General features: G+C 69.2%; 26 protein-coding genes. 17 read left to right on the plus strand and 9 right to left on the minus strand.

The annotated features are described in order from the left end of the window. Positions 1–115 precede the first annotated feature (115 nt). The 7 genes from AC27VN_RS06900 to AC27VN_RS06930 form a co-directional block, all read right to left on the minus strand. Complete coding sequence (locus tag AC27VN_RS06900; RefSeq protein ID WP_208507618.1) at positions 116–1,051, minus strand: N-carbamoyl-D-amino-acid hydrolase; 936 nt, start codon at positions 1,049–1,051, stop codon at positions 116–118. Positions 1,052–1,096: 45 nt separating this feature from the next. Beyond that, the gene (locus AC27VN_RS06905) at positions 1,097–1,783 is read right to left on the minus strand and encodes an amino acid ABC transporter permease (protein WP_057593062.1); all 687 of its coding nucleotides are present in this window, start codon (positions 1,781–1,783) and stop codon (positions 1,097–1,099) included. A gap of 21 nt (positions 1,784–1,804) precedes the next feature. After that, a complete protein-coding gene (locus AC27VN_RS06910) occupies positions 1,805–2,485 on the minus strand; it encodes an amino acid ABC transporter permease (protein ID WP_093349652.1) in 681 nt (226 codons plus the stop codon). A gap of 21 nt (positions 2,486–2,506) precedes the next feature. Further along, positions 2,507–3,256: an amino acid ABC transporter ATP-binding protein gene (locus AC27VN_RS06915; protein ID WP_093349649.1), complete on the minus strand. Its 750-nt coding sequence runs from the start codon at positions 3,254–3,256 to the stop codon at positions 2,507–2,509. Between the two features lie 61 nt (positions 3,257–3,317). After that, on the minus strand, positions 3,318–4,169 hold the full coding sequence (locus AC27VN_RS06920) for a transporter substrate-binding domain-containing protein (RefSeq protein WP_296782369.1): 852 nt from the start codon (positions 4,167–4,169) through the stop codon (positions 3,318–3,320). Between the two features lie 266 nt (positions 4,170–4,435). Next, positions 4,436–5,350, minus strand: coding sequence for a LysR family transcriptional regulator (locus tag AC27VN_RS06925; protein WP_490876074.1), 915 nt, complete (start codon positions 5,348–5,350; stop codon positions 4,436–4,438). A 55-nt stretch (positions 5,351–5,405) separates the two neighbouring features. Then, positions 5,406–6,047: a GntR family transcriptional regulator gene (locus tag AC27VN_RS06930; RefSeq protein ID WP_490876075.1), complete on the minus strand. Its 642-nt coding sequence runs from the start codon at positions 6,045–6,047 to the stop codon at positions 5,406–5,408. A 499-nt stretch (positions 6,048–6,546) separates the two neighbouring features. Between AC27VN_RS06930 and AC27VN_RS06935 the strand changes: the two genes are divergently transcribed. The 14 genes from AC27VN_RS06935 (at position 6,547) to AC27VN_RS07000 (ending at position 18,795) form a co-directional block, all read left to right on the plus strand. Then, positions 6,547–7,497: a TauD/TfdA family dioxygenase gene (locus AC27VN_RS06935; protein ID WP_281077003.1), complete on the plus strand. Its 951-nt coding sequence runs from the start codon at positions 6,547–6,549 to the stop codon at positions 7,495–7,497. 137 nt (positions 7,498–7,634) lie between these two features. Next, a complete protein-coding gene (locus tag AC27VN_RS06940) occupies positions 7,635–8,594 on the plus strand; it encodes a Bug family tripartite tricarboxylate transporter substrate binding protein (RefSeq protein WP_490876076.1) in 960 nt (319 codons plus the stop codon). A 71-nt stretch (positions 8,595–8,665) separates the two neighbouring features. Next, the gene (locus AC27VN_RS06945) at positions 8,666–9,541 is read left to right on the plus strand and encodes an ABC transporter substrate-binding protein (protein ID WP_203207258.1); all 876 of its coding nucleotides are present in this window, start codon (positions 8,666–8,668) and stop codon (positions 9,539–9,541) included. 15 nt (positions 9,542–9,556) lie between these two features. After that, positions 9,557–10,696: an amino acid ABC transporter permease gene (locus AC27VN_RS06950; protein ID WP_490876077.1), complete on the plus strand. Its 1,140-nt coding sequence runs from the start codon at positions 9,557–9,559 to the stop codon at positions 10,694–10,696. 15 nt (positions 10,697–10,711) lie between these two features. Beyond that, on the plus strand, positions 10,712–11,455 hold the full coding sequence (locus tag AC27VN_RS06955; RefSeq protein ID WP_490876078.1) for an amino acid ABC transporter ATP-binding protein: 744 nt from the start codon (positions 10,712–10,714) through the stop codon (positions 11,453–11,455). Positions 11,456–11,521: 66 nt separating this feature from the next. Further along, on the plus strand, positions 11,522–12,241 hold the full coding sequence (gene hutC / locus AC27VN_RS06960) for a histidine utilization transcriptional repressor HutC (protein WP_057593077.1): 720 nt from the start codon (positions 11,522–11,524) through the stop codon (positions 12,239–12,241). Between the two features lie 23 nt (positions 12,242–12,264). Next, the gene (locus tag AC27VN_RS06965; RefSeq protein ID WP_490876079.1) at positions 12,265–13,035 is read left to right on the plus strand and encodes an AraC family transcriptional regulator; all 771 of its coding nucleotides are present in this window, start codon (positions 12,265–12,267) and stop codon (positions 13,033–13,035) included. Positions 13,036–13,068: 33 nt separating this feature from the next. After that, positions 13,069–13,866, plus strand: coding sequence for an NAD(P)H-dependent oxidoreductase (locus AC27VN_RS06970; RefSeq protein WP_490876080.1), 798 nt, complete (start codon positions 13,069–13,071; stop codon positions 13,864–13,866). 22 nt (positions 13,867–13,888) lie between these two features. Then, positions 13,889–15,064 (plus strand): NAD(P)/FAD-dependent oxidoreductase, encoded by a 1,176-nt coding sequence (locus AC27VN_RS06975; RefSeq protein WP_490876081.1) that lies wholly within the window; start codon positions 13,889–13,891, stop codon positions 15,062–15,064. 13 nt (positions 15,065–15,077) lie between these two features. Continuing rightward, complete coding sequence (locus tag AC27VN_RS06980) at positions 15,078–15,851, plus strand: SDR family NAD(P)-dependent oxidoreductase (protein WP_490876082.1); 774 nt, start codon at positions 15,078–15,080, stop codon at positions 15,849–15,851. Positions 15,852–15,854: 3 nt separating this feature from the next. Then, positions 15,855–16,307, plus strand: a complete 453-nt coding sequence (locus AC27VN_RS06985; RefSeq protein ID WP_093349617.1) for a VOC family protein — start codon at positions 15,855–15,857, stop codon at positions 16,305–16,307. A gap of 16 nt (positions 16,308–16,323) precedes the next feature. Further along, positions 16,324–17,088 carry a LamB/YcsF family protein gene (locus AC27VN_RS06990; protein WP_490876083.1) on the plus strand — a complete coding sequence of 255 codons (765 nt, stop codon included), beginning with the start codon at positions 16,324–16,326 and terminating at the stop codon, positions 17,086–17,088. Between the two features lie 8 nt (positions 17,089–17,096). Next, the gene (locus AC27VN_RS06995; protein ID WP_490876084.1) at positions 17,097–17,798 is read left to right on the plus strand and encodes a 5-oxoprolinase subunit B family protein; all 702 of its coding nucleotides are present in this window, start codon (positions 17,097–17,099) and stop codon (positions 17,796–17,798) included. Then, positions 17,791–18,795: a 5-oxoprolinase subunit C family protein gene (locus AC27VN_RS07000; RefSeq protein WP_490876085.1), complete on the plus strand. Its 1,005-nt coding sequence runs from the start codon at positions 17,791–17,793 to the stop codon at positions 18,793–18,795. Before AC27VN_RS06995 ends, AC27VN_RS07000 begins: the two co-directional genes overlap by 8 nt. A 6-nt stretch (positions 18,796–18,801) precedes the next feature. Here AC27VN_RS07000 and AC27VN_RS07005 read toward each other — a convergent pair whose 3' ends face one another. After that, the gene (locus tag AC27VN_RS07005; protein ID WP_490876086.1) at positions 18,802–19,734 is read right to left on the minus strand and encodes a LysR family transcriptional regulator; all 933 of its coding nucleotides are present in this window, start codon (positions 19,732–19,734) and stop codon (positions 18,802–18,804) included. A 108-nt stretch (positions 19,735–19,842) separates the two neighbouring features. Here AC27VN_RS07005 and AC27VN_RS07010 point away from each other — a divergent pair, with 108 nt between their 5' ends. Genes AC27VN_RS07010 through AC27VN_RS07020 form a run of 3 tightly spaced genes read left to right on the plus strand, consistent with a single transcriptional unit; the run spans position 19,843 to position 22,464 of the window. Then, positions 19,843–20,379 carry a phosphonopyruvate decarboxylase gene (locus AC27VN_RS07010; protein WP_490876087.1) on the plus strand — a complete coding sequence of 179 codons (537 nt, stop codon included), beginning with the start codon at positions 19,843–19,845 and terminating at the stop codon, positions 20,377–20,379. Next, complete coding sequence (locus AC27VN_RS07015; protein ID WP_490876088.1) at positions 20,379–20,975, plus strand: thiamine pyrophosphate-dependent enzyme; 597 nt, start codon at positions 20,379–20,381, stop codon at positions 20,973–20,975. The genes AC27VN_RS07010 and AC27VN_RS07015 overlap by 1 nt, the downstream gene beginning before the upstream one ends. 10 nt (positions 20,976–20,985) lie before the next feature. Beyond that, on the plus strand, positions 20,986–22,464 hold the full coding sequence (locus AC27VN_RS07020; protein ID WP_490876089.1) for an aldehyde dehydrogenase: 1,479 nt from the start codon (positions 20,986–20,988) through the stop codon (positions 22,462–22,464). Positions 22,465–22,468: 4 nt separating this feature from the next. On the opposite strand, the gene AC27VN_RS07025 is transcribed toward AC27VN_RS07020, so the two are convergent. Then, positions 22,469–23,728: a putative Na+/H+ antiporter gene (locus AC27VN_RS07025; RefSeq protein WP_490876090.1), complete on the minus strand. Its 1,260-nt coding sequence runs from the start codon at positions 23,726–23,728 to the stop codon at positions 22,469–22,471. Positions 23,729–24,186 lie beyond the last annotated feature (458 nt).

Consider the following 24,186-nt stretch of genomic DNA (forward strand, 5'->3'; position numbering starts at 1 on the left):
CCCTCGACCACGCGGCCGTCGGTGACGATGCGTCCGCCGCGGATCGTGAGGTCGAAGGGTTCTTCGCCGATCAGCGAAGCGATGGTGGTGTCCATGAGGGGTTCCGTGCGCGCGTTCAGACCAGCGGTTCGCCCGCGCCCGTGCGCTCGACGATCAGGCGGTAGTGCTCTGGGCGGCGGTGCTTGGCGAAGTTGAACACGTGCTGGCGGAAGTATTCGCCCAGCGACATGTCGGCCTTCACGCAGATCACCTCGTCCTCTTCCGTGAGCGAGCGCGCCACGATCTCGCCCGTGGGCGCGACGATGGCCGAGCTGCCGATCATGTGGTGGCCGTCCTCCGAGCCGCACTTGGCGGCCGCCGCCACCCAGATGCCGTTCTGGTAGGCATTGGCCTGCAGCGACACCAGGTGCGTGGTGGTGCGCAGGTGCACCGGCTCGTTCCAGTGGATGTTGAGCGAGGGCGTGTTGTAGCCCAGCACCACCACCTCGGCGCTCTGCAGCGCCATCACGCGGTAGGTCTCGGGCCAGCGGCGGTCGTTGCACAGGCACATGCCGAAGCGCGTGCCCATGGTGTCGAAGACGCGGAAGCCCAGGTCGCCGACCTCGAAGAACTTCTTCTCCAGGTGCTGGAACGGTGCCTCGGGCTTGTGCTCGGAATGGCCGGGCAGGTGGATCTTGCGGTACTTGCCGACGATGGCGCCCGCGCGGTCCACGATGATCGCGGTGTTGTAGCGCGTGCCCTCGGGCGTGCGCTCGGCATAGCCGAGGTAGAAGCCCACGCCGAGCGCCTTCGCCTCGTCGAACAGCGGCTGCACCTGCGCATTGGGCATGGCCGGCTCGAAGAAGCGGGCCTCGGCCTCGGCCTCGTCCATCCAGTAGCGCGGAAAGAAGGTGGTGAGCGCGAGCTCGGGGAACACGACCATCTCGGCACCGCGGCCCTTGGCGTCGCGCATCAGCTCGACCATGCGGCGCACGACCGCCTCGCGGGTGTCCGCCAGATGTACCGGGCCCATCTGGGCGACGGCCAGGCCCAGGGTACGTTTGCTTGTCATCATTGCTTCCTCAATCAGCGTTGGTGGTTGTAGGGGTCAGGCGCCTCAGGCGGCCTTGGGATTCGGGCGGCGCTGGCGTTTCTCCAGCCGCCCCAGCAGCACGACCAGCGGCCACAGCAGCGCGAGATAGATCAGCGCGGCCAGCACGATGGGCGTGGGGTTGTAGAGCATCGATTGCGCGGAGCGCGCGGCATACAGCATCTCGGGCACCGACACCACGCTGGCGATGGTGGTGAGCTTCACCACCTCGATCATGTTGCTCACGAGGTCGGGGAACACGTTGCGCACCGCCTGCGGGATCTCCACGAACAGCAGGCTGGCCGGGCGGCCCATGCCGGTGGACAGCGCGGCCTCGCGCTGGCCGCGCGGCACCGACTCCAGGCCCGCGCGCAGGATCTCGCCGAAGTAGCTCGAGTTGTTGAGCATGAAGCCCAGCGCCACGCAGGCCATGGGCGAGAGCTCCATGCCGAGGTAGGGCAGGCCGGTGTAGAGGAAGATCAGCAGCACCAGCGGCGGGAAGGCGCGGAAGAAGTCGATGTAGACCACGAGCAGCGCGCGCACCAGCCGGTTGCGGATCACGAAGCCGGCCAGCGCCAGCACCATGCCGGCCGCCAGCCCGAGCGGGATCACCCAGGCCGACAGCAGCAGCGTGTTGAGCAGGCCCTGCAGGATGTAGGGACCGACCTCGCGCACCACGCCGAGGTTGAAGAAGTACTGGAGGATGAGTTCCATGGAGGGCTCCGTTCGGCGGCGTCAGTGGCGGCCCGCGCCGTGGCGCCGCTCGATGTAGCGCCCGGCGACCACCACGGGCAGGAAGATCACGAGGTAGCCCAGCGCGCCCATCATCAGCGGCGTGGGATTGCCCGCGAAGCTGGTGGCCGAGGTGGCCTGGTTCAGGATCTCGTTGAGCGCGGCCACCGAGCCGTAGGCCGTGCCCTTGGTGATGGCGATCACGCGGTTGGTCAGCGGCGCCACCATCAGCCGGCACGACTGCGGCAGCAGCACGTGCACCATGGCCTGCGTATGGCTCAGGCCGGTGGAGCGCGCGGCCTCCATCACGCCGCGCGGCTGCGACTCGATGCCGGCCCAGAACACCTCCTCGGAGAAGGCCGCGAGCACCAGCGTCAGGGCCAGCCAGGTCGAGGCGAAGGCGCCGAGCGACAGGCCCAGGAAGGGCAGCGCGTAATAGAACAGGATGATCAGCACCAGCGGCGGCAGCGCGCGCAGGATGTCGACCAGCGTCGACACCAGCAGCGGCAGCCCGCGCACCGGCAGGCTGCGCAGGTAGGCCAGCACGATGCCCAGCGCCAGGCCGGCGGCGATCACGGCCAGGCCCAGCTCGATCGTCACGCGCGCGCCGTCCAGCACCTGGGGCAGGTAGCGCGCGGCGATGTCGCCGTTGAAGAAGGTGAAGACGAGCTTGTCGAACTGCATGCGGCGCTTCCGGTCGGTCGCTCAGAGCGCGCGGCTGCCGATGCTGGCGATGAAGGCCGCGGTGCGCGCATGCACCGGCGCCTCGAACACCTGCGCGGGCGAGCCCTGCTCGACGATGGCGCCGCCGTCCATGAATACCACGCGGTCGGAGGCCGCCTTGGCGAAGCCCATCTCGTGCGTCACCACGACCATGGTCATGCCGTCGGCGCGCAGCTCGCGCATCACCTGCAGCACGCCGCCGACCATCTCGGGGTCGAGCGCGCTGGTCGGCTCGTCGAACAGCACCAGCGCGGGCTTCAGCGCGATCGAGCGCGCGATGCCCACGCGCTGCTGCTGGCCGCCCGACAGCTGGGTCGGACGCACGCGCGCCTTGTGCTCCATGCCGACGCGCGCGAGCGCCTCCATGGCGCTGTGCTCGGCCGCGTCGCGCGCCATCTTCTTGACCTTGCGCAGCGCCAGCGTCACGTTGCCCAGCACGTCGAGGTGTGGGTAGAGGTTGAAGGCCTGGAACACCATGCCCACGCGCTCGCGCAGCCGGTTCAGGTTGGCGCCGCGCGCATAGATGTCGTGGCCCTCCACGCGCACCTCGCCGCGGCTCGCGTCCTCCATGCGGTTGCAGCAGCGCAGCAGCGTGCTCTTGCCCGAGCCCGAGGGGCCGATCACCGAGACCAGCTCGCCCGCCTGCACGTCGAGGTCGATGCCGTTGAGCACGGGAACGCTGCCAAAGGATTTGTGCAGGTTGCGGACTTGCAGGAGCGGGGAGGACGTCACGGCGATGCTCGGCTTGTGGGGGACGGGGTGGACGGGGTGGACGGGGAGGGCAGGGGCGCGCTTACTTGCAGACCGGCTTGGCGCTCGTGGCCTCGTAGCCGAACAGGCCCGGGATGCCGTGGCCGGCCGGCGAGACCACCGTGGCCGAGTCGGCCGCGGGCTCGGCGCCGAACCACTTCGTGTGCAGCTTCTGCAGCGAGCCGTCGAGCTTCATGCACTTGAGCACGTTGCTCACCTGGTCGCGCCCGGCCTTGTCGTCGATGCGGAACGGAATGGCCCAGACCGAGCCGGTCTTGATGACGAAGGTGGTCTTGATCGCCGGCGCGCTCTTCACGGCCCAGGCCGAGGGCGTGACGCCCGCGAGGTTGGCGTCGCCGCGCCCCGAGATCACGGCCTGCACCGCGTCGGCGTTGGTGCCGTAGACGGCGATCTCGTAGCCGTACTGCGCCTGGTTGTTGCGCGCCCATTCCTCGGGGCCCGAGCCCTTGTTCACGGCGATGGTCTTGCCCTTGAGGTCTTCGAGGCGCTGGATGTCGTTGCGCTCCTTCTTCACGACCAGCGTGAAGTTGTTTTCGAGGTAGCCCTCGGTGAAGAGCACCGACTTCGCACGCTCGGGCGACACCGTGGTCGGCGCCATCAGAAAGTCGAACTTGCCCGCGTTGAGCGCCGGGATCAGCGCCGAGTACTGCGCGCCCTCGATCTCGATGCGGCGGCCCAGGCGCTTGGCGATCTCCTCGCCGAGCTCGACGTTGAAGCCCTGGTAGCCGCCGCTGAGCTTGGGAAAGGCATGCGGCGGGAAGTTGGGATCGACGCCGGTGCGCAGCGGCGCGGGCTGGGCGGCGGCGGTGCCGGCGGCACCCGCGATGAGGGCGAAGGCCAGCGGCGCCAGCAGGGACTTGAGGTGACGGAACATGGGCTTTTCTCCAGAAATAGTCGCGATCAAAACGGCGGGGTTCGCGGGGAGCGAACTGCACCGCGGTGGTGTGCGGTGGCGATGCGACGAATTATTTCGAGCGAGAAAAGCGGCGTCGATTGATGCTTTGTGCGGCGTCCTTACGCGCTGGTTAACACCTGGCCCCGGGCTGGTGCGCCATGTTTTGGCGTGCCTATATGCGGTGCGAAGCGCATGCTATTGGGGCATTCCCTGGCTTCGAGCGCCAGGCCCAACGACAGCGGCGATCAGTCTTCCTGCGCTTGCGGCGCGGCGAGTCCGCGCTGCATCAGCACGCTGCGCAGCGTGCGCACGAAGGCTTCGGCGGCCGGCGAGAGCGGGTCGGTGCGCAGGTGCACGAGGTGCGCGACCAGCGGCTCGATGCCCTCCACCGGCAGGATGCGAAAGCGCGCGTCGGGCCAGGCCTGCAGCGAGAACTCGTCGACCAGCGCGATGCCCGCGCCCAGGTGCGTGAGCGCGCAGGCGTTCTGCGGCGAGCCCACCTCGAGCATGGTGCGCGGCGCCTCGTCGAGCGAAGCGAAGAAGTGGCGCACCAGTTCGCCGAAGGGCGTGCCGCGCGGGTACGACATCAGGTCGTAGGGCAGCAGGTCCTGCGCGCCGACCGCGTTGCGCGCGGCCAGCGGATGCGTGTGCGGGCAGATGCACACGATGCGGCAGCGCGCGACCGGCATCGTGATGAGGTTCGGATGGTCCACCGCCTCGAGCGAGATGCCGAGGTCGAAGTGCCGGCTCAGCAGGCGCTCGCGCAGCAGGTCCTGGTTGAGGCACTTGAAATGCACGCGCGTCTCGGGATTGGCCCGGTGGTAGTGCGCGATCGCCATCGGCACCAGCATGTGGCCGATGCCCGGGCTCGACACCACGCTGATCAGGCCCGAGCGGCGCGCCATGAGCTCGTGCGAGAGGTCGCTGATGCGCTGCACGCCCTGGTAGACGTCCTCGACCTCGTGGTAGAGGCGCCGCGCCTCGGCCGTGGGCGACAGCCGGCCCTTGATGCGCATGAAGAGCGGAAAGTTGAGCTGGGTCTCGGTGTGCGAGAGCACCCGGCTCACGGCGGGAACGGACACATGCAGCAGGCGGGCGGCATCGCTCACGGAGCCGGTGGCCATGATGGCCCGGAACACTTCGATTTGACGCAGATTCATGGCGCGGAACTTTAGCGCTACATCGCGCCGGCCACCGGGACCGCGCCACGGGCGCCTATTCCTGCAGCGCCGCCTGCGTGTGCTCGATGTGCTTCTCGAGCAGTTCCACCGCCAGCGGGATGTTCTTGGCGATGCAGGCCTTGAGGATCTGCGAATGCTCGGACTGCGAGGACTTGCGCCCCACCTTGTGCGACTGCAGGGCGCGCAGGTGGCGCGCGATGCCGCGCACGCTCTCCTCGATCATCTTGAGCAGCTTGTCGCGCCCGCAGGGGCGGTAGAGCGTCAGGTGGAACTCGAGGTTCAGGTCGGCCCATTCCTGCGGCGATTCGCTGCCGTCGTAGCGCGCGATGATCTCGCGCGCGGCGCGGTAGTGCGCGGGGCGCAGGTGCGGGATCGCGAGCTTGAGCGCGCGGGTCTCGAGCGCGATGCGGATGTCGAGCGCCTCGACCAGGTCCTTGATCGACTGCGACGCCACGGTCGATCCCGCGTGGGCGCGGTGCTCGATCAGGCCCTCGGCCTCCAGCCGCTTGAGGGCCTCGCGCACCGGGATGCGGCTGACGCCGAAGCGCTCCGCCAGCGCCTGCTGCTTGAGCTGCACGCCGATCCCCAGTTCGCCGCTCAGGATCAGTTGCCGCAAGGACTCCGTGACGGAATCGGCCGAGAGGATCTGCTCGCCGGTCGGTGCCTGGGCCACCATTCGAACTCCCTTGTTGTCGTCGCCATGAACTGCGGGGGATTCTACGGAAGATCCCATTTCGGATCCCTTGGGCGAGGGTGCCCGGGACATCCTGTATAGCCGGCGGCGGCCGCAGCGGTTAAAACCTAGATCCTGGATTGGATCCAATCTGGAACGCTTCTTGCTCGCCGTTTTCCCGAAGTCCGGAGGGGGCCTGCCAAGCGTCGAATGTGTGCGTTGCGCCCCACATTGGATCCAATCATGAATTCAATCATGGAGCCATTTGTAGGTATTTCCCCTTGATTTGCCCTCGTGCCCGTTGCGGTGGAAGCGAATGGCTGCCTAACATCTGTACCTGTCTATACATCAGTAGACAAAGCCCAATCATCTTTCTGGAGAGTTCATGTCCGAGTCGAGTTATCTGAGCGGCGCCTGCGTTTGGTCGGGTGCCGAGATGGGCCAAAACCATCGGTGGGTCAAACAGTTTCCCGCCGTCGTTCTGGATCAAATCGATACTGCGTTGCAAAAGACCGAGGGCCTCGACTGGCGCAGGATCGACCGCCAGAACTTCCCGCTGCCCGATGCCAAGGCCTTCTTCGACGAGGTGCGCGAGGAGCTCGAGAACGGCTCGGGCATGGTCAAGATCCGCGGCCTCGAGGTCGGGCGCTACCAGCAGGAGCAGCTGCGCCGGATCTGGTACGCGCTGGGCGCGCACCTGGGCACGCCGATGTACCAGAACTACCGCGGCGAGGTGATGCGCGAGATCAAGGACGAGGGGATGGGCGTGGGCGCCAAGCTCTACGGCGCGACCGTCGACGAGCACGGCAAGCAGTTCCTCTCGTCGGGCGCGCGCACGCTGTCGCCGGGACAGCTGCGCTTCCACACCGACCGCTGCGACGTGGTCGGGCTGCTGTGCGTGCGCCAGGCCTCCGAAGGCGGCGTCAGCAAGCTCGCGAGCAGCGCCACCGTCTACAACCGCATCCTCGAGCGCCGGCCCGACCTGCATGCGCTGCTGTGCAGGCCGATTCCGCGCAGCCGCTTCGGCGAGGAGGCCGGTGGCGAGCACGTGGCCTACGACCTGCCGATCTTCGGCGTGCGCGACGGCAAGCTCACGAGCCATTTCTCGCTGACCTACATCGAGAACGCGCAGATGCTGCCCGACGTGCGCAAGCTCGGCGAGGCCGAGCACGAGGCCATCCAGCTGCTGATGGCGGTGGCCGAGGAGGAGTGCTTCGAGATGCGCTTCGCGCCCGGCGACATCCAGCTGCTCAACAACCACGTGATCTACCACGGCCGCACGGCCTTCAAGGACAACGTGCAGACCGGCGAGGACCGCATGCTCATGCGGCTGTGGCTGTCGGTGCCCAATTCGCGCGCGCTGCCGCCCGACCATGCGGTGCTGTGGGGCGATGTCGGTTCGGGCAAGCCGCACGGCGGCATCGCGCAGCCCGCGGCGGCGCTGCCGGTCTGAAGCGGCACCGCGCCGCGCCCCGATGCCCGAGCGGGCCCGGGCTCTCGGTCTTTCTCTTCGCTGCAGGACTCCTTCGCCAAGGAGTGCTGCCTTCTGCAACCTGCATGAGTTCTCTAGAGGTTTCTATGAATCGATGGATGCGATGGCTGGCCGTGATGTTCGTGGTCTGCACGGCCGGCGCGGCTTCGGCGCAGGACTGGCCGAGCCGGCCGATCCGCTTCGTCGTGCCCTGGCCGCCCGGCGGACTCAACGACACCATCGCCCGCGCGTTCAACGACCGCGTCGGGCAGGCGCTGGGGCAGCCGGTGGTGCTGGACTTCAAGCCCGGTGCCGCGGGCCGCATCGGCGTGTCGGACGTGGCGCGCTCGGCGCCCGACGGCTACACCGTCGGCATGGGCAACCTCGGGCCGCTGACGATCCATCCGGTGCTCTACAAGCAGATGCCCTACGACGTGAAGAAGGACCTGCTGCCGATCGCGATGTTCGCCGCCTCGCCGCTGGTGCTGGTGGTGCCGGTCACCTCGCAGTTCAAGTCGGCGCGCGAGCTGGTCGAGGCGGCGCGTGCGAAGCCCGGCGCCTACAACTTCGCCTCGGTGGGACTCGGCAGCCCCGCGCACCTGACCTTCGAGCTGGTGAACGCCAAGGCCGGCATCCAGATCGTCCACGTGCCCTACAAGGGCACCAACGAAGCCCTGCCCGCGGTCATCGCGGGCGATGTGCACGCCACCTTCGACACGCTGTCGAGCCTGCAGCCCTTCATCAAGGCCGGCAAGCTGCGGCCGCTGGTAGTCACCACGGCCGAGCGCGTCGCGCAGTTCCCCGAGGTGCCGACGCTCAAGGAGCTCGGCCTGCTCGATGATCCCGTGCTGTCCTGGTATGCGCTGATCGCGCCGGCGCGCACGCCGGCCGCGATCGTCGCGAAGCTGTACAAGGCCTACGGCGATGCCGCGCAGACGCCGGAGATCCAGAAGCTGCTGGCCGCGCAGGGACTGATCTACCTGCCGATGTCCTCGGCCGAGTTCCAGGCCGGCATCGACAAGGAGACCGCCCGCTGGGGCCGGATCATTCAAGACCACCGCATCGAAGTCACGCCCTGAACACCACGCATCTCTCGCCACCCGGACCGCTTTTTTTCCCTCGATTCCAACCAACCCAACGGAGCCCCGACATGACATCCCCCCAGCGCCAGCGAACCACTTCCCACGCCAGGCCGATCGCCTCGGTACTCGCGGCCCTCCTCGTGAGCGCCGCCTCGTTCGCGGCTTCCGCGGCGCCGGACTACGGCAAGTGCGAAGTCACGGGCCAGCGCGGCTCGGTGAAGCTCGAGACCGTGGTGCCGGGCGCGCTGTCCGTGCGGCCCGTGCTGCCCTCGCCGGGCTGGTGGAACGGCGACTCGATCGACACCATCAAGGACGGCTTCGAATACTGCATGGCCGCCAACATGGCCTACCGCGCCGGCCTCGACAAGGTGGTGGTGGTGAACCGCTCGTTCGCGCAGATCCTCACCGGCCAGGCCCAGGGCTTCGACATCGCGCTGAGCCAGATCACCATCACCGACGAGCGCAAGAAGGTGGTGAACTTCACCGAGCCGTACTTCAGCTCGGACCAGGGCATCCTCGTGAAGGCCGGCGTCAAGGTCGACAAGGAGAGCATCAAGAAGCTGCGCCTCGGGGTGAAGCAGGGCACCACCATCCTTGGCTACCTCGCCGACAACGTCAAGCCGGTGGAACAGCCGAAGGTCTTCGCCGAGGCGGCCGCGATGTACGCGGCGCTGGCGGCCGGCCAGGTCGATGCCGTGCTCTACGACACGCCCAACCTGCTGGCGCGCGCCAAGCAGTCGAACGGCCTGTTCGAGGTGGTCGGCCGCTACGACACGGGCGAGCGCTGGGGCGGCCTCGTCAACAAGGACTCGCAGAACATGGCGACCTTCAACAAGCTGATCGACGAGATGAAGCGCGACGGCACCTTCGCGCGCCTGGCGAACCAGTACCTGACGCCCAGCCTCGGCGCCGATCCCACCAAAGTGCCCGTCTTCAATCCCTGAGACCGAGATCCGACCATGAACAGTGCAACGCAGCAGTCCGCCGGCCTGCCTTCGCCCGTCGCGGGGCAGGAGCGCCGCCTGAACATCGGAGGCATGCCGAAGGTGCCGCTGATGCTCTTCCTCTTCGCGCTGGCGGGCGTGATCCTGGTCGTCGCGGCCAGCTGGTACACCCTGCAGTCCCTGCGCGAGGCCCTGCGGGGCAGCGCCTGGGACGGCTGGTGGATCACGGCCGGGGCCGGGGTCCTGGCGCTCGCGTCGCTGGCCGTGGTCCGGCCGCTGTGGCACGCCTTCCAGCGCTGCCGCGGCGTGCGCGCGGCGGCGAGCCGCCTGGACATCGTGGCGGCGCGCATCGAGCGCTCCGACGCCTGCGTGCAGAGCTGGATCGCGCTCGGCCACACGCTGGCGCAGTTCCTCGTGGTGCTGGGCTTCCAGTTCCTGCTGGCCAACAACCAGGCGGTCGCCAAGACCTTCTTCCTGGTGCCGCTGATCGTGAAGACCTTCCCGCTGGTCCTCGATGCGTTCTGGGTCAACGTGAAGATCTTCCTGATCGCCGAGGTGCTGGTGCTCGTCTGGGGCCTGATCGTGGCGCTCGCCATGTTCGCGCCCGGGGCCGCCGGCAAGCCGCTGCGCTTCATCGCCACCGCCTACGTCGACGTGTTCCGCTCGATTCCCGCGGTGCTGGTGATCTACCTGGTCGGCTTCGGCCTGCCGTTGACGGGCGTGCCCATCCTCAAGGACCTGTCGCTCACGACCTACGTGGTGATCGCGCTGACCCTGACGGTCGGTGCCTATGTGGCCGAGATCTACCGCGCGGGCATCCAGAGCGTGCACTGGAGCCAGACGGCCGCTTCGCGGTCGCTCGGGCTGTCGCACATGCAGACGCTGCGCTTCGTGGTCGTGCCCCAGGGCGTGCGCCAGATCATTCCGCCGCTGCTCAATGCCTTCATCGCGCTGCAGAAGGACACCGCGCTGGTCAACGTGGTCGGGGTGGTCGACTCCTTCAACCAATCGATGATCGTGGCCTCCAACTACTACAACCTGTCGGCCGCGACCACCGTCGCGCTGCTCTTCATCGTCATCTCCATCCCGCAGACGCGCTTCGTGGAGCGCATGGCCCGCCGCGATCGCGCCCGCATGCGCGCTGGCAACGCATAAACCGAGTCCCCACACATGTCCTTCATCGAGATCAGGGAAATTTCGAAGTCCTACGGCGAGCTGCCGGTGCTCAACCGGCTGGCGATGGCGGTCGAGGAGCACCAGGTGGTGAGCCTGATCGGTCCCTCGGGCTCCGGCAAGTCGACGCTGCTGCGCTGCATCAACGGCCTGGAGCCCATCGACGCGGGCGAGATCCGCGTGCACGGCGACCGCATCACCGGGCCGGGCGTCGACGTCAACTCGCTGCGCCGCGACATCGGCATCGTGTTCCAGGGCTACAACCTGTTCCCGCACATGACCGTGCTGCAGAACGTGACGCTGGCGCCGATCCAGGTGCTCAAGCAGTCGAGGGAGGAGGCCGAGGACCGCGCGATGGCGCTGCTCAAGCGCTTCAGCCTCGCGCACAAGGCGAAGGAATACCCCGACCGCATGTCGGGCGGCCAGCAGCAGCGCGTGGCGATCGTGCGCGCGCTGGCCATGGACCCGATGGTGCTGCTGCTCGACGAGATCACCTCGGCGCTCGACCCCGAGCTGGTGTCGGAGGTGCTCAACATCGTGCGCGACCTCGCCAACGAAGGCATGACCATGCTGCTGGCCACGCACGAGATGGGCTTCGCGCGCGAGGTCTCGTCCAAGGTCTGCTTCCTGTGCGACGGCGTCGTCTGCGAGGAGGGACCGCCCGAGCAGATCTTCGGCGAGCCGCAACAGGACCGGACCCGTTCGTTCCTGCGCAGCATCCGAGAGGCGAAGCGCATCTAGATGAGCGATCGTGGTGCCGGCCGCCGGCCGCGTTCCGACGCTCCGGGCGACGAGGGCGGCCGTGGCATGCTCGAGGGAATGACGACGACCCTGCACGAGCGAATCAAGGCCCATGTGACGCAGGGCATCCTCGACGGCACCTGGCAGCCGGGCCAGAGGCTGCCTTCGGAGCTGGAGCTGGTCACGCAGTTCGGCGTCTCGCGCATGACCGTCAACAAGGCGCTGCGCGAGCTCGCGAACGCGGGCCGGATCGTGCGCGTGGCGGGGGTCGGCACCTTCGTGGCGGAGAAGAAGCCGCAGTCCACGCTGCTGCAGATCGCCAACATCGCGAGCGAGATCCGGGCCCGCGGCCACGAGCACCGGTGGCGAGGCCTGTCGCGCGAGCGCGTGGCGGCCGCGCCCGACATCGCGGCCTGGCTCAACATGCTGCCGGGGCAGTCGATCTTCCGGCTGCAGAGCGTGCACCTCGAGAACGGCGTGCCCGTGCAGCTCGAGGACCGCTACGTCAACCCGAAGATGGCGCCGGCCTTCCTCGACCAGGACTTCTCGGACATCACGCCGGGCGAATACCTGCTCTCGCTGGTGCAGGCCGATCTGGTCGAGCACGTGGTCGATGCCGTCATGCCGACGGCGGAGCAGGCGCGCATCCTCGAGATGAAGCCCACCGAGCCCTGCCTGCAGCTGACGCGGCGCACCTGGCTGCGCGAGGTGCCCGTGACCTGGGTGCGCTGCCTGAACCCGGCCTCGCGCTACAGCCTGGGCAGCCGGTTCCGGCCCTCGCCCTGAACCGCGCCGAGCCGGAACGCATCATGCGACTCGACGAACAGGTGCAGGCGTGGCTCACGCGCACGCCCGGGCTGATCGAGACCCTGTTCGACCGGCTGCCCGACGTGCTGTTCTACGTCAAGGACCAGCAGGGCCGCTATCTCTGGGCCAACCAGACGCTGATCGACCGCGCCGGCCTGCAGGACGGCGAGAGCGTGGTCGGCAAGACCGCGGACCAGCTGTTCCCGGCCAGCGGCCTGAGCACGGTGGCGCAGGACCTCGAGGTCATCGACAGCGGCCGGCCGATGCGCGAGCTGCTGCGCCTGTACCAGACCTGGCGCGGCGACCGCTACTGGTGCCTGAGCTCCAAGTTCCCGCTGCTCGATGCCGACGGCCGCATCGTCGGTCTGGCCGGGCTGTCGCGCGACCTGCCGCGCCCCAACGAGCGCCATCACAGCTACCGGCGGCTGCGGCGCTTCCTCGATTTCATCGACGCGGGCCTCGACGGACCGGTGCTGATCGCCGAGGCGGCCGCCCATGCCTCGGTGTCGATGGACACGCTGGCGCGCCTGGTGCTCGAGGTCTTCCACGTGACGCCCAAGCAGCTCTTGATGAAGAAGCGCATCGACAAGGCCTGCCAGCTGCTGGAGGAGACGCCGGCCTCGATCACGGAGGTGTCGGCCGCCTGCGGCTATGCCGACCACAGCGCCTTCTCGCGCCAGTTCAAGGTGGCGACGAACATGACGCCGGCGCAGTACCGCGCCTCGCGCCGCGACTATGCAGAAAACCGCAACCCGGTGCGCCGTACGTTCTAGCTGCGCCTGAGCCCGGCGCTCAGAATTCGCGGCATGAACTGCCTGATCGTCTATGCCCACCCCGAACCCGCATCGTTCAACGGCGCACTGAAGGACGTCGCGGTCCGCGAGCTCGAGCGCATGGGCCATTCGGTGGTCGTCAGCGATCTCTACCGCATGGGCTGGAACCCGGCGCTGGGCCCCGGCGATTTCGAGGGCGGGCGCGCGAACGCCGACTACCTGGATCTCTCGCGGGAGCAGGAGCATGCCTTCGCGGCCGGCACGCAGCACCCCGCGGTGGCGGCCGAGCAGGCCAGGCTGGCGGCGGCCGACTTCGTGCTGCTGCAGTTCCCGCTGTGGTGGTTCTCGATGCCCGCCATCCTCAAGGGCTGGGTCGATCGCGTGCTGAGCCGCGGCTTCGCCTACTCGGCGGGGCGCAAGTACGAGACCGGGCATTTCAAGGGCAAGCGCGCGATGCTCAGCATCACGACCGGCACGGCCTCCACGCTCTATGAGCCGAACGGCATCGACGGCGATCTCCATCACGTGCTCTGGCCGATCCACAACGGGATCCTGGCCTATACGGGCTTCACGGTGCTGCCGCCCTTCGCCGCCTGGATGCCCGCTCGACTGTCGCCGCAGGAGCGCCAGGCCTGCCTCGACGCCCATGCCGAGCGCCTGCGCGGCATCGAGCGCATCGAGCCGCTGTTCTTCCATCCCTGGAGCGACTACGACGAATCGCAGCGGCTCAAGCCGGGCGTGGCCGCGCGTTCGGGCGTGCAGTGGAATCCGCGCGCCGGGCAGAGCTTCGAGGCCTCGGCATCGGCCTTCGCGGCGTCGTCCGGCGCTTGACCGGCCTGTGCAGGAAACCCCGATGTCTTCCACCCATTCACCCCGCGTCGTCATCGTCGGCGGCGCCATCATCGGCAGCTTCTGCGCCTGGTCGCTGCGCCAGGCCGGCTTCGCAGGACCGATCACCGTGGTCGAGAAGGACGCCTCGTACCAGTTCTCGTCGACGGCGCTGTCCGCGGCCTCGATACGCACGCAGTTCGGCACGGCCGCGAACATCCGGATGAGCCTGTACGGCGCCCAGATGTTCCGCGACATCAAGGCCGTGTTCGGCGACCAGGCCGACATCGGCTACCGCGAGCGCGGCTACCTGATCCTCGGCGGCCACGACCAGGTCACGCAGCGCCTGGAGGCCGTGCGGATGCAGCGCAGCCATGGCGCCGACATCCGGGTGCTCGATCCCGACGAGCTGGCCGCGCGCTATCCGGGCGTGGACTTCGGCGACGTCGGCATCGGAACGCTGGGCGTGCAGCACGAAGGCTGGTTCGATGCCTGGAGCCTGCTTTCGGAGGTGCGCCGCGCGGCGCGCCGGCTGGGCGTGGACTACGTGGAGGCGACGGCCAGCGGGTTCCGCACCCACGGCGCGCGCGTGAGCGGGGTCGAGCTGTCGAACGGCGAAGTGCTCGCCTGCGACTTCTGCGTGCTGGCCGCGGGCGCGCTGTCGGGCCGTCTGGCCGCCTTGCTGGACATTGCGCTGCCCGTGGTGCCGAAGAAGCGCACCGTGTTCTCGTTCAAGACGCCGTTCAAGGCGAGCGAGCTTCCGATGCTGTTCGACTCGAGCGGCATCTGGGTCCGGCCCGAAGGGGAGGGCTTCATCGGCGGCATCCAGCCCCCGGCCGAGATCGACGGGGACGCCGACGGCGACTTCGAGCCGCACCACGACCTGATGGAGTCGCTGTTCTGGCCCCTGCTCGCCAAGCGCATCCCGGCCATGGAGGAACTGCGCCTGCAACGCGCCTGGGCCGGCCACTACGAGGTCAACACGCTCGACCACAACGGCGTCGTCGGCCCGCATGACGGGCTCGGCAACCTGATCTTCGCGACCGGCTTCTCGGGCCATGGCGTGATGCACGCGCCGGCGGTCGGCCGCGGCGTGGCCGAGCTGATCACGACGGGCGCGTTCCGCAGCATCGACATGAGTCCCCTGGGCTGGGCGCGCATCCGCAGCGCCACGCCCTTGTTCGAATCCATCGTTTACTGAAAAGGAGATCGCCATGAGACTGGCAGGCAAGGTGGCAGTGGTGACGGGCGCCGCGCGCGGCATCGGGCGCGCGACGGCGGAACGGCTTCTGGCCGAAGGCGCGAAGGTGGTAGTGTCGGACATCGACGCCCAGACCCTGGAGAAGACGGCCGCCGAGATCGGCCCGGCGGCCAACGTCTTCGCGGTGCGCGCCGACGTCTCGAAGAAGAGCGAGGTGGTCGGCCTGGTCGAGGCGGCGGTCCGGCATTTCGGCACCCTCGACATCATGGTGAACAACGCCGGCATCGCGCCGGTGGTGGAGTTCCTCGATGTCACCGAGGAGATGCTCGACCGGGTGCTAGACGTCAATCTCAAGGGCGCCTTCTACGGCACCCAGGCGGCGGGCCGCGAGATGGTCGCGCGCGGCAAGGGCGGCGTGATCATCAACATGTCCTCTATCAACTCGGGGCTGGCCAATCCCAACGTCGCGCCCTACGCGATCTCCAAGGGCGGCATGAACCAGGTGACCTCGACCGCCGCGGTGGCCTTCGCGCCGCACGGCATCCGCGTGGTCGGCGTCGGGCCCGGGACCATCATGACCGACATGGTGGCCGGCGCCTTCGTGCAGAGCGCGGGCAACCATGCCATCCTCTCGCGCACGCCGCTGGGCCGCTACGGCCAGCCCTCCGAGATCGCCTCGGTCGTCGCCTTCCTGGCGAGCGACGATGCCTCGTACATCACCGGCGAGACCATGTACGTGGACGGCGGGCGGCGCGTGCTGAACTACGTGGTTCCGGTGAAGGCCTGAGCGATGACGCATCCCTTCGCCAAGCTGCACCACCTCTGCATCGTGGTGCACGACATCGACCGGACGCAGGCCTACTACGAGTCGATCGGCATCGGCCCCTGGACCGAATACCCGCCGCTGGCCGAGTACGAGGAGCTCGAGGCGCCCAGCAAGCCCGGCTTCCTCGCGCTCAAGTACCGCGTGTGCAACCTGCCGACCGTGCAGCTCCAGCTGTGCCAGCCCGGCGACGAGCCGACGCCGCAGCGGCTGCACCTGGACAGCAAGGGCGAGGGCGTGTTCCACGTCGGCTTCGAGGTGCCGGACGCCGATGCCGCGCAGGCGCAGGCCACGGCACTGGGCCTGCCGGTGTTGATGCGCGGCCGCCGCGCGAACCGCACGGGCTTCACCTACTACGACAGCGCCGAGGGCGCGGGCGTCACGCTGCTCACGCGGGCGACCCACCATCCGGGCAAATAGCAGCGAGGAGCGGGCCATGCGGATCGATCTGAATTCCGACCTGGGCGAGGGCTACGGCCCGTGGGCGATGGGCGACGACGCGCAGATCCTCGACTGCGTGACCAGCGCCAACATCGCCTGCGGCGGCCATGCGGGCGATGCGGAAACCATGTACCGCACCCTGTGTCTGGCGGCGGAGCGCGGCGTGAACGTCGGTGCCCATCCGGGCTACAACGACCGCGAGGGCTTCGGACGGCGCGTGATCCCGATGCCGCCCGCCGAGATCGGCCGCATGGTCGCGGCGCAGGTCGGCGCGCTCGTGGCGATGGCCCGGCTCGCGGGCACCGAGGTGCGCTACGTCAAGCCGCATGGCGCGCTCGGCAATCTCGCGGCCGCGGACATGGGCGTGGCCCAGGCCATCGTTGCCGCGCTCGAGAAGATCGACCCCGCGCTCGCGGTCCTCGCCATTTCGGGCACCTGCCTCGAGCAGGCCGCGCGCGCACAGGGGCTGCGCGCTTTCTCGGAGATCTTCGCCGACCGCGCCTACCTGCCCAATGGCCAGCTGGTGCCGCGCGGCCAGCCCGGCGCGGTCCTGCACGATGCCGAGGAAGCCGCGGACCGGCTGATCGGCTTCGTGCGAACGGGGAAGATGCCGGTGCAGGGCGCGGCGCCGATCGCGTTGAAGGCCGATTCGGTCTGCGTCCATGGCGACAACGCCGAATCTGTCGAGATGGCGCGGCACATCCGCAAGCGGCTGGCGGCCGAAGGGATCGTGCTGGCCTCGTTCCTCGACCAGCCGTAGGCACGCCGATGCCGAACCCCGAATGGCCGCGCTACACGCCGGTCGCGGACCACTCGCTGCTGGTGTCCTTCGGCGACGCGATCGTCGACCCGGCCAACGCCGCGGTGCTCGCGCTCGACCGGGCCCTGGCCCATGCGCCGCCCGAGGGCCTGCTCGAATGCATCCCGGCCTTCGTCAGCCTGCTGGTCGTCTTCGATCCCCTGGTCACCGATCACGCGCGGATCCGGGAGGCGGCCGAGACGCTGCGGCGCGATCCGCCGGCCGGCCGGCCGGCGGGAGAAGCGCGCGAGGTCGAGGTCTGCTATGACGACGACTTCGCGCCCGACCTCGAAGCGGTGGCACGGGCTTGTGGCCTGGGCATCGACGCGGTGATCGACCTCCACCTGCGGGGCGACTACCGGGTGCGCATGTACGGCTTCGCGCCGGGCTATGCCTACATGTCGGGCGTGCCGCCGGAGATCCAGGTGCCGCGCAAGCCCTCGGCCCTGCGCGACATCGCCGCGGGCAGCGTGCTGATCGCGGGGCCGCAGTGCCTCGTCACCACGTTGCGGATGCCCACGGGCTGGTCGATCGTCGGCCGCTCGCCCACGCGCATCCTGACGCGCGACGACAGCGCGCCCTTTCTCTTCGGCGTGGGCGACCGCGTGCGCTTCAAGCGCATCGACCGCGCGCAATACGAAGCCAGGCTGGAGAACGAAAGCCATGGCTGAAGCCAGGCTGCGCGTGCGCGCCTGCGGCCCGCTGGTCACGTACCAGGACGGCGGCCGACCGGGCATGCTGCGCTTCGGCGTGCCCGCCTCGGGCCCGATGGACCGGCTCGCGCATGCCGCGGCCCATGTCGCGCTCGGCAACCCGGCGGATGCCACGGCGATCGAGATCTCGCTGGGCGGGCTGGAGCTGCTGTGCGAGGCGGGCGAGGTGAGCTGCGGCATCGCCGGTGGCGAGTTCCAGGTCCGCCATTCGGGCGCGGCGACGGGTCCGTGGTGCGTGCGAACGCTGCGCGCGGGCGACACGCTGTCGATCCGCCCGGGCCGCTGGGGCAGTTGGGCCTACCTCGCGTTCTGCGGCGAGCCCGTGTGCGGGCATTGGGCCGGGCACAGCGCCACGCATTCGGCCTCGGGCCTCGGCGGCGGCAGCCTGGTGCCCGGTGCCGAGATCGTGCTGCGCAATACGCGGGTCGTGCAGGAGCGCGAGGGCGACCGCACGGCGCCCGCGCTGGCCGGTCCGCGCCAGCTCGTGCGTGTCGTGCTCGGGCCGCAGACCGACAGCTTCGAGGCCGCGTCCGTCGCCGCGTTCCTCGACGCGGGCTTCTCCGTCACGCCCGCCCGCGACCGCATGGGCATGCGCCTCGCGGGGCCGGCACTGGCTTTGAACAATGCCTTGTCCATTCCCTCCGAGCCGATCGTGCGCGGCTCGATCCAGGTCGGTGGCGACGGCGTGGCCTCGGTGCTGCTGGCCGACCATCAGACCACCGGCGGCTATCCGAAGATCGCGACCGTTCTGTCCTGCGACCTCGATGGCCTGTCGCAGCTCCGGCCCGGCGACGGGCTGCGCTTCCAGGCCGTGGACCCGGCGGAGGCGATCCGGCTGGTGCGCCTGGAAGCGCCGCCGAGAAGCCGGTTCCTGCAAGAGATGGCCCAGTCGCCGGGCAGCCTGCCGAGCCGCTTGATGGCCGAGAACCTGATCAGCGGCGTCGTGCTGGCATAGCGCGCCTCAGGCGCCGAGCCAGCGCCCCTCGGGCCAGGCACCGGCATCGATCGCGCGCCGCGCCTCCTGCGTGAGCACGTCGACCGCGCAGCGCACATGCCGCGCGATCGGCCGGTTGACGGGCAGGGCCAGCACGATGGTCCGGCGGATGCCCGGATCGGCCAGCGGCGCGCCCCTGAGCTTCTGCGTGCGCAGGTCCTCCGCGACCGCGATCGGCGGCAGGATGGTCAGGCCATGGCCACCGAGCACCAGGCTTCGCTGCACGCTCAGCGCGTTGGTCTCGGCCGACAGGTCGAGCGTCACCTGGGCCACGGCGCAGGCATGCTCGACCAGCGTGCGGATGCCGTGCGGCGCGCTCGGCAGCACCAGCTTGTGGCCCGCGAGCTCGGCCAGCGCCACCGGCCGGTCGGGCCGCAGCTTGCTGCTCTTCGGGCCGATGACCCACAGCGCCTCCTCGATCAGCGGCGTGGTCTGGATGTTGGGCGAACGTTCCGCGCCATAGAGCAGCGCGGCATCGACCTCGCCCGATTCGAGCCAACGCAGCAGCGTGCCCGCGTAGCCCATCGCGATGCGCACGCGGATGCCCGGATAGTCGGCCGCCAGCGTCGCCACCAGCGGGCTCGAGAGGATGTCGATGGTGCTCGGCAGCAGCCCCAAGGTGACCAGCCCGCCGATGCTGTTGTCGACGGTGCCGATCTCGGCCCGGGCCCGGTCCAGCTCGAGCAGGGCGCGGCGCGCATAGCCGACGAGCGCCAGCCCCGCATCGGTCAGCACCATGCCATGGCGCTCGCGTTCGAACAGGGGCGCGCCGATGTCTTCCTCGAGCAGGCGGATCTGCCGCGACACCGCGGGCTGCACGAGGTGCAGCACCTCGGCCGCGCGCGTGACGTTGCCGGTCTCCGCCACCGTGAGAAAGGCGCGCAGTTGCTTCAGGTCCATGTGGCTGCCTCCATGCACAAACGTGATCGTGGAATCTCGAATTTCTATTTCACATTCTCAGGCATCAAATTCTATGATTCCTGGCACTTTTACACCCGAAGACAACCCATGAACCAGACCACCCAGCCCGCGCCCGACTGGCAGCAGGCCGCCTTCCGCGTGCTCAAGGCGGGCGGCGTCAGGCAGATCGCCTACGTGCCCGACGCCGGCCATTCGCACGTGATCCGCAGCGCCATCGCCGACCCCGACATCGAGGACGTGGTGCTGACCACCGAGGAGGAGGGCGTGGCGCTGGTGAGCGGCGCCTGGCTCGGCGGCCAGCGCGCCGTGCTGCTGATGCAGAGCAGCGGCGTGGGCAACTGCGTGAACATGTTCTCGCTGCTGCAGGCCGCGAACTTCCCGTTCTTCACGCTCGTGACCATGCGTGGCGAATACGCCGAGTTCAATCCCTGGCAGGGTCCGATGGGCAAGGCTACGCAGGCCGCGCTCGAGCTCATGGGCATCCACGTGCTGCGCGCCTCGAAGCCCGAGGAGGTCGAGGAGATCGTCAGCGCGGGCTTCGATGCCGCCTTCGAGGCCGGCGAGAAGGTCGCCGTGCTGCTGGGACAGGAACTGATCGGCCGCAAGAAGTGGGAGCGCAAGTGATGAATACCAAGACCCCGGCGCAGCGCGCCGATCGCCGCGAATTCGTGGCCCGCCTGATCGCCGCCATCCCCGATGCGCTGATCGTCACGGGCCTGGGCTCGGCCTCCTACGACGTGTTCGCCAGCGGCGACCGCGAGCGCAACTACTACCTGTGGGGCGCCATGGGCGGCGCCGCCTCGCTGGGGCTGGGCCTGGCGCTGGCGCAGCGCGACAAGTCGGTGGTCGTCATCACCGGCGACGGCGAGCAGCTGATGGGCATCGGCAGCCTCGGCACCATCGGCGTCAAGCAGCCGAAGAACCTCAGCATCGTGATGCTCGACAACGGCCATTTCGGCGAGACCGGCATGCAGCGCAGCCACTCGAGCCTGGGCGCCGACCTGGTGGCGGTGGCCAAGGGGTTCGGCATCGCCGATGCGTTCTCGGTCGACAGCACCGACGCCTGCGAGGACCTGGCCGAGCGCATCAACGCGCGCCGGCAGACCACCTTCGCCCAGGTGTTCATCGATGCCAACGAGCCGCCGCGCGCGCTGCCACCGCGCGACGGTTCGTACATCAAGAACCGCTTCCGCGCCGCGCTGGGCTTCGCGCCTTTCTGACGGGCGAGCCATGCAACGCTATTCATTGCACATCGGTGGCGAAGCCTGCGAGCCGCACGGCGGCACCTGGTTCGAGACCCAGAACCCCTTCACCGGCGAGAGCTGGGCGCAGATCCCGCGCGGCGATGCGCAGGACGTCGACCGGGCCGTGCGCGCCGCGCACCAGGCGCTGACCAGCGGGCCCTGGTCGGAACTGACCGCGACGCAGCGCGGCGCGCTGATGCGCAGGCTCGGCGACCTGATCGCACGCGACGCGGCCCGGCTGGCCGCCACCGAGGTCCGCGACAACGGCAAGCTGCTCGCGGAGATGCGCGGGCAGCTCGACTACCTCCCGCAGTGGTTCTATTACTACGGCGGCCTGGCCGACAAGGTGCAGGGCAGCACGCTGCCGCTCGACAAGAAGGGCTACTTCGCGTTCACGCGCCACGAGCCCGTGGGCGTGGTGGCCGCCATCACGCCGTGGAACTCGCCGCTGCTGCTGCTGGCCTGGAAGCTCGCGCCGGCGCTGGCCGCGGGCTGCACCGTGGTGGCCAAGCCCTCCGAGTTCACCTCGGCCTCGACGCTCGAGTTCGCGCAGCTGTTCGAGGAGGCCGGTTTTCCCGCGGGCGTGTTCAACGTGGTGACGGGCTTCGGCGCCGAGATCGGCACGCCGCTGGTCGAGCATCCGCTGGTGGCCAAGATCAGCTTCACGGGCTCGGATTCGACCGGCCGCCTGATCAACGAGCGGGCCGGGCGCCTGCTCAAGCACACGGCCATGGAGCTGGGCGGCAAGTCGCCCAACGTGGTGTTCGAGGACGCCGACCTCGAGCAGGCCGCGTTCGGCGCGATCTCGGGCATCTTCGCCGCCACCGGCCAGACCTGCATCGCCGGCTCGCGGCTTCTGGTGCAGGACAGCATCCACGACGCCTTCGTCGAGCGCGTGCTCGCGGTGGCGCGCACCGCGCGCATGGGCGACCCGATGAGCGCCGAGACGCAGGTCGGCCCGATCACCACGCCGCCGCAGTACCGCAAGGTGCTCGAGTACATCGACATCGCGCGCGCCGAGGGCGCGACCGCCGTGCTGGGCGGCGACAAGGGCACGGCCCCCGAATGCGGCACGGGCTGGTTCGTGCAGCCCACCATCTTCACGGGCGTGCGCAACGACATGCGCATCGCCCAGGAGGAGGTGTTCGGCCCCGTGCTGTCCGTGATCCGCTTCGCGGACGAGGCCGACGCGCTGCGCATCGCCAACGACGTGCGCTTCGGCCTCGCCGCGGCGGTGTGGACGCAGGACATCGGCCGCGCGATGCGCATGTCGGAGAAGCTGCAGGCCGGCACGGTGTGGATCAACACCTACCGCGCGGTGAGCTTCATGGCCCCGTTCGGCGGCTACAAGGACTCGGGCCTGGGCCGCGAGAACGGCATCGACGCGGTCCGCGAGTACCTGCAGACCAAGTCGGTGTGGATCAACAGCGGCGCGGCGACGGGCAATCCCTTTGTCATGCGCTGAGGCCTCACAGGAACATGAACGCCGCCGCCGCCACGGCGGTCGGCCCCAGCGCACCGAGCAGCAGCCCGCCCGCCCCGATGGTCTCGTCGGCGAAACCGCGCCTGAGCAGCGCCACGCCCGCGGGATTGGGCGCATTGGCGATCACCGTCAGGCCGCCTCCGGCCACGGCGCCCGCCACCAACATGTACTTCGATTCGTCGGAGATGCCGACGATCAGCGAGCCCAGGTAGGTGAGGGCGGCGTTGTCGGTGATGGCGGTGAGGCCCAGCGCGCCGAGGAACAGCGCGACGGGCGCGAGTGCCGAGACGATGGGCTGCAGCCACCACTGCTGCATGCCGCCCAGCACGACCAGGCCGGCGAGGAAGAAGCCCACGAGCAGCGCCTCCTTGAGGATCGGCGGGCTCTGGTGGCGCTCGTAGGCCTGGGCGAAGCCGAGGAACATCAGGAACAGGCCGAGGAACACCACCGGATGGTGGGCGAACAGCACCACGCCCGCGAGCAGGCCCAGGTGCACCGCGACCACCGGCAGCGGAACGCGCGCTTCGGGCGCCGCGCCCTCGTCGCCCGCCGCGGGCTGCAGATGCTTGCGCAGCACCCAGGTGGCGACGGTGGCGTTCAGCAGCACCGCGAGCGCGGCCTTCCAGCCGAAGGTGGCGAGCATGAAGGCGCTGTCCCATTGCCAGGTGGTCGCCACCATCAACACCGGCGGCGCGGCATAGGAGGTCAGCGTGCCGCCGATCGAGATGTTGACGAACAGCACGCCCAGCGCGAGGTACTTCACGGCCTCCGGCACGCGCGGGCGGAAGATCTGCGGCGCGAGCATCAGCGCGGCGATGGTCATGGCGGCGGGCTCGGTGATCAGCGATCCGAGCAGCGGCACCGCCGCGAGGCCCAGCCATGCGCGCGCGACCGACGTGGGCACGGGCGCGATGCGCGCGAGCGTGTCGACCAGCGACATCGCCGTGCGCAGCACGGGACGCGAGGCCGCGATCACCATCACGACGAAGACGAACAGCGGCTCGGTGTAGTTGCGCGACTCGGCATAGTCGAGCGCGGTGCCGCCGCCAGCAAACAGCGCCATCGACACGACCAGCACGATGGCCCAGAAGCCGAACACGACCTCGACCTCGCCGAGCAGGTGGAACAGGCCGGCATGGCGTGGATGGCGGTGGGAGAGGCGCTCGAACTGCTTGGCGCCGAAGGTGTGGAGCAGGGCGACGGCAAAGATGGCCGCGGCGATCCACTGGATCGGGGTGTGGGACATGGGATTCCTCGACGAGGCGAAACCGCGAGGCGGCCCGACCTGCGCAAATCCTGGAATGCCCGAAACGGCATGCCACCCAGGGCGGATTTTACCCGAGGGCCTCAAAAACCCCGGCCGCGAAGGGCCGGCCGCGACGCTCTTCGTCATCTGAACGTCACGAAGCATTCCTAGCATCCGCCTCGACATGCCCCCCGGGCGGCGGCCTTCGCCGGGCGTATCGACTTCATGCGGCATGCACCTCCTCTTCCTTCCTCCCTGGCAAGCTGCGTGCTCGCGGCGTGCATGGCCTTTGCGGCCGCGAGCGCGCACGCGCAGGCCGAGGCGATGCGCTTCGACATCGCGCGGCAACCGCTGACCGCGGCGCTGGAGCAGTACGGGCTGCGCACCGGCCTGCCGGTGTTCTTCGATGCCGAACTGGTGGCGGGCCGCGACGCCTCGCCGGTGCAGGCCGTGCTCAC

The organism is Variovorax sp. 20P10.2.4, from assembly GCF_058244205.1.

Excerpts from the sequence above, each read along its gene's own strand:
- AC27VN_RS06900 (WP_208507618.1), bottom strand. The coding sequence starts at position 1,051 with ATGACAAGCAAACGTACCCTGGGCCTGGCCGTCGCCCAGATGGGCCCG.
- AC27VN_RS06905 (WP_057593062.1), bottom strand. The coding sequence starts at position 1,783 with ATGGAACTCATCCTCCAGTACTTCTTCAACCTCGGCGTGGTGCGCGAG.
- AC27VN_RS06910 (WP_093349652.1), bottom strand. The coding sequence starts at position 2,485 with ATGCAGTTCGACAAGCTCGTCTTCACCTTCTTCAACGGCGACATCGCC.
- AC27VN_RS06920 (WP_296782369.1), bottom strand. The coding sequence starts at position 4,169 with ATGTTCCGTCACCTCAAGTCCCTGCTGGCGCCGCTGGCCTTCGCCCTC.
- AC27VN_RS06925 (WP_490876074.1), bottom strand. The coding sequence starts at position 5,350 with ATGAATCTGCGTCAAATCGAAGTGTTCCGGGCCATCATGGCCACCGGC.
- AC27VN_RS06930 (WP_490876075.1), bottom strand. The coding sequence starts at position 6,047 with ATGGTGGCCCAGGCACCGACCGGCGAGCAGATCCTCTCGGCCGATTCC.
- AC27VN_RS06940 (WP_490876076.1), top strand. The coding sequence starts at position 7,635 with ATGCGATGGCTGGCCGTGATGTTCGTGGTCTGCACGGCCGGCGCGGCT.
- AC27VN_RS06945 (WP_203207258.1), top strand. The coding sequence starts at position 8,666 with ATGACATCCCCCCAGCGCCAGCGAACCACTTCCCACGCCAGGCCGATC.
- AC27VN_RS06950 (WP_490876077.1), top strand. The coding sequence starts at position 9,557 with ATGAACAGTGCAACGCAGCAGTCCGCCGGCCTGCCTTCGCCCGTCGCG.
- AC27VN_RS06955 (WP_490876078.1), top strand. The coding sequence starts at position 10,712 with ATGTCCTTCATCGAGATCAGGGAAATTTCGAAGTCCTACGGCGAGCTG.
- hutC (WP_057593077.1), top strand. The coding sequence starts at position 11,522 with ATGCTCGAGGGAATGACGACGACCCTGCACGAGCGAATCAAGGCCCAT.
- AC27VN_RS06965 (WP_490876079.1), top strand. The coding sequence starts at position 12,265 with ATGCGACTCGACGAACAGGTGCAGGCGTGGCTCACGCGCACGCCCGGG.
- AC27VN_RS06970 (WP_490876080.1), top strand. The coding sequence starts at position 13,069 with ATGAACTGCCTGATCGTCTATGCCCACCCCGAACCCGCATCGTTCAAC.
- AC27VN_RS06975 (WP_490876081.1), top strand. The coding sequence starts at position 13,889 with ATGTCTTCCACCCATTCACCCCGCGTCGTCATCGTCGGCGGCGCCATC.
- AC27VN_RS06980 (WP_490876082.1), top strand. The coding sequence starts at position 15,078 with ATGAGACTGGCAGGCAAGGTGGCAGTGGTGACGGGCGCCGCGCGCGGC.
- AC27VN_RS06985 (WP_093349617.1), top strand. The coding sequence starts at position 15,855 with ATGACGCATCCCTTCGCCAAGCTGCACCACCTCTGCATCGTGGTGCAC.
- AC27VN_RS06990 (WP_490876083.1), top strand. The coding sequence starts at position 16,324 with ATGCGGATCGATCTGAATTCCGACCTGGGCGAGGGCTACGGCCCGTGG.
- AC27VN_RS06995 (WP_490876084.1), top strand. The coding sequence starts at position 17,097 with ATGCCGAACCCCGAATGGCCGCGCTACACGCCGGTCGCGGACCACTCG.
- AC27VN_RS07000 (WP_490876085.1), top strand. The coding sequence starts at position 17,791 with ATGGCTGAAGCCAGGCTGCGCGTGCGCGCCTGCGGCCCGCTGGTCACG.
- AC27VN_RS07005 (WP_490876086.1), bottom strand. The coding sequence starts at position 19,734 with ATGGACCTGAAGCAACTGCGCGCCTTTCTCACGGTGGCGGAGACCGGC.
- AC27VN_RS07010 (WP_490876087.1), top strand. The coding sequence starts at position 19,843 with ATGAACCAGACCACCCAGCCCGCGCCCGACTGGCAGCAGGCCGCCTTC.
- AC27VN_RS07015 (WP_490876088.1), top strand. The coding sequence starts at position 20,379 with ATGAATACCAAGACCCCGGCGCAGCGCGCCGATCGCCGCGAATTCGTG.
- AC27VN_RS07020 (WP_490876089.1), top strand. The coding sequence starts at position 20,986 with ATGCAACGCTATTCATTGCACATCGGTGGCGAAGCCTGCGAGCCGCAC.
- AC27VN_RS07025 (WP_490876090.1), bottom strand. The coding sequence starts at position 23,728 with ATGTCCCACACCCCGATCCAGTGGATCGCCGCGGCCATCTTTGCCGTC.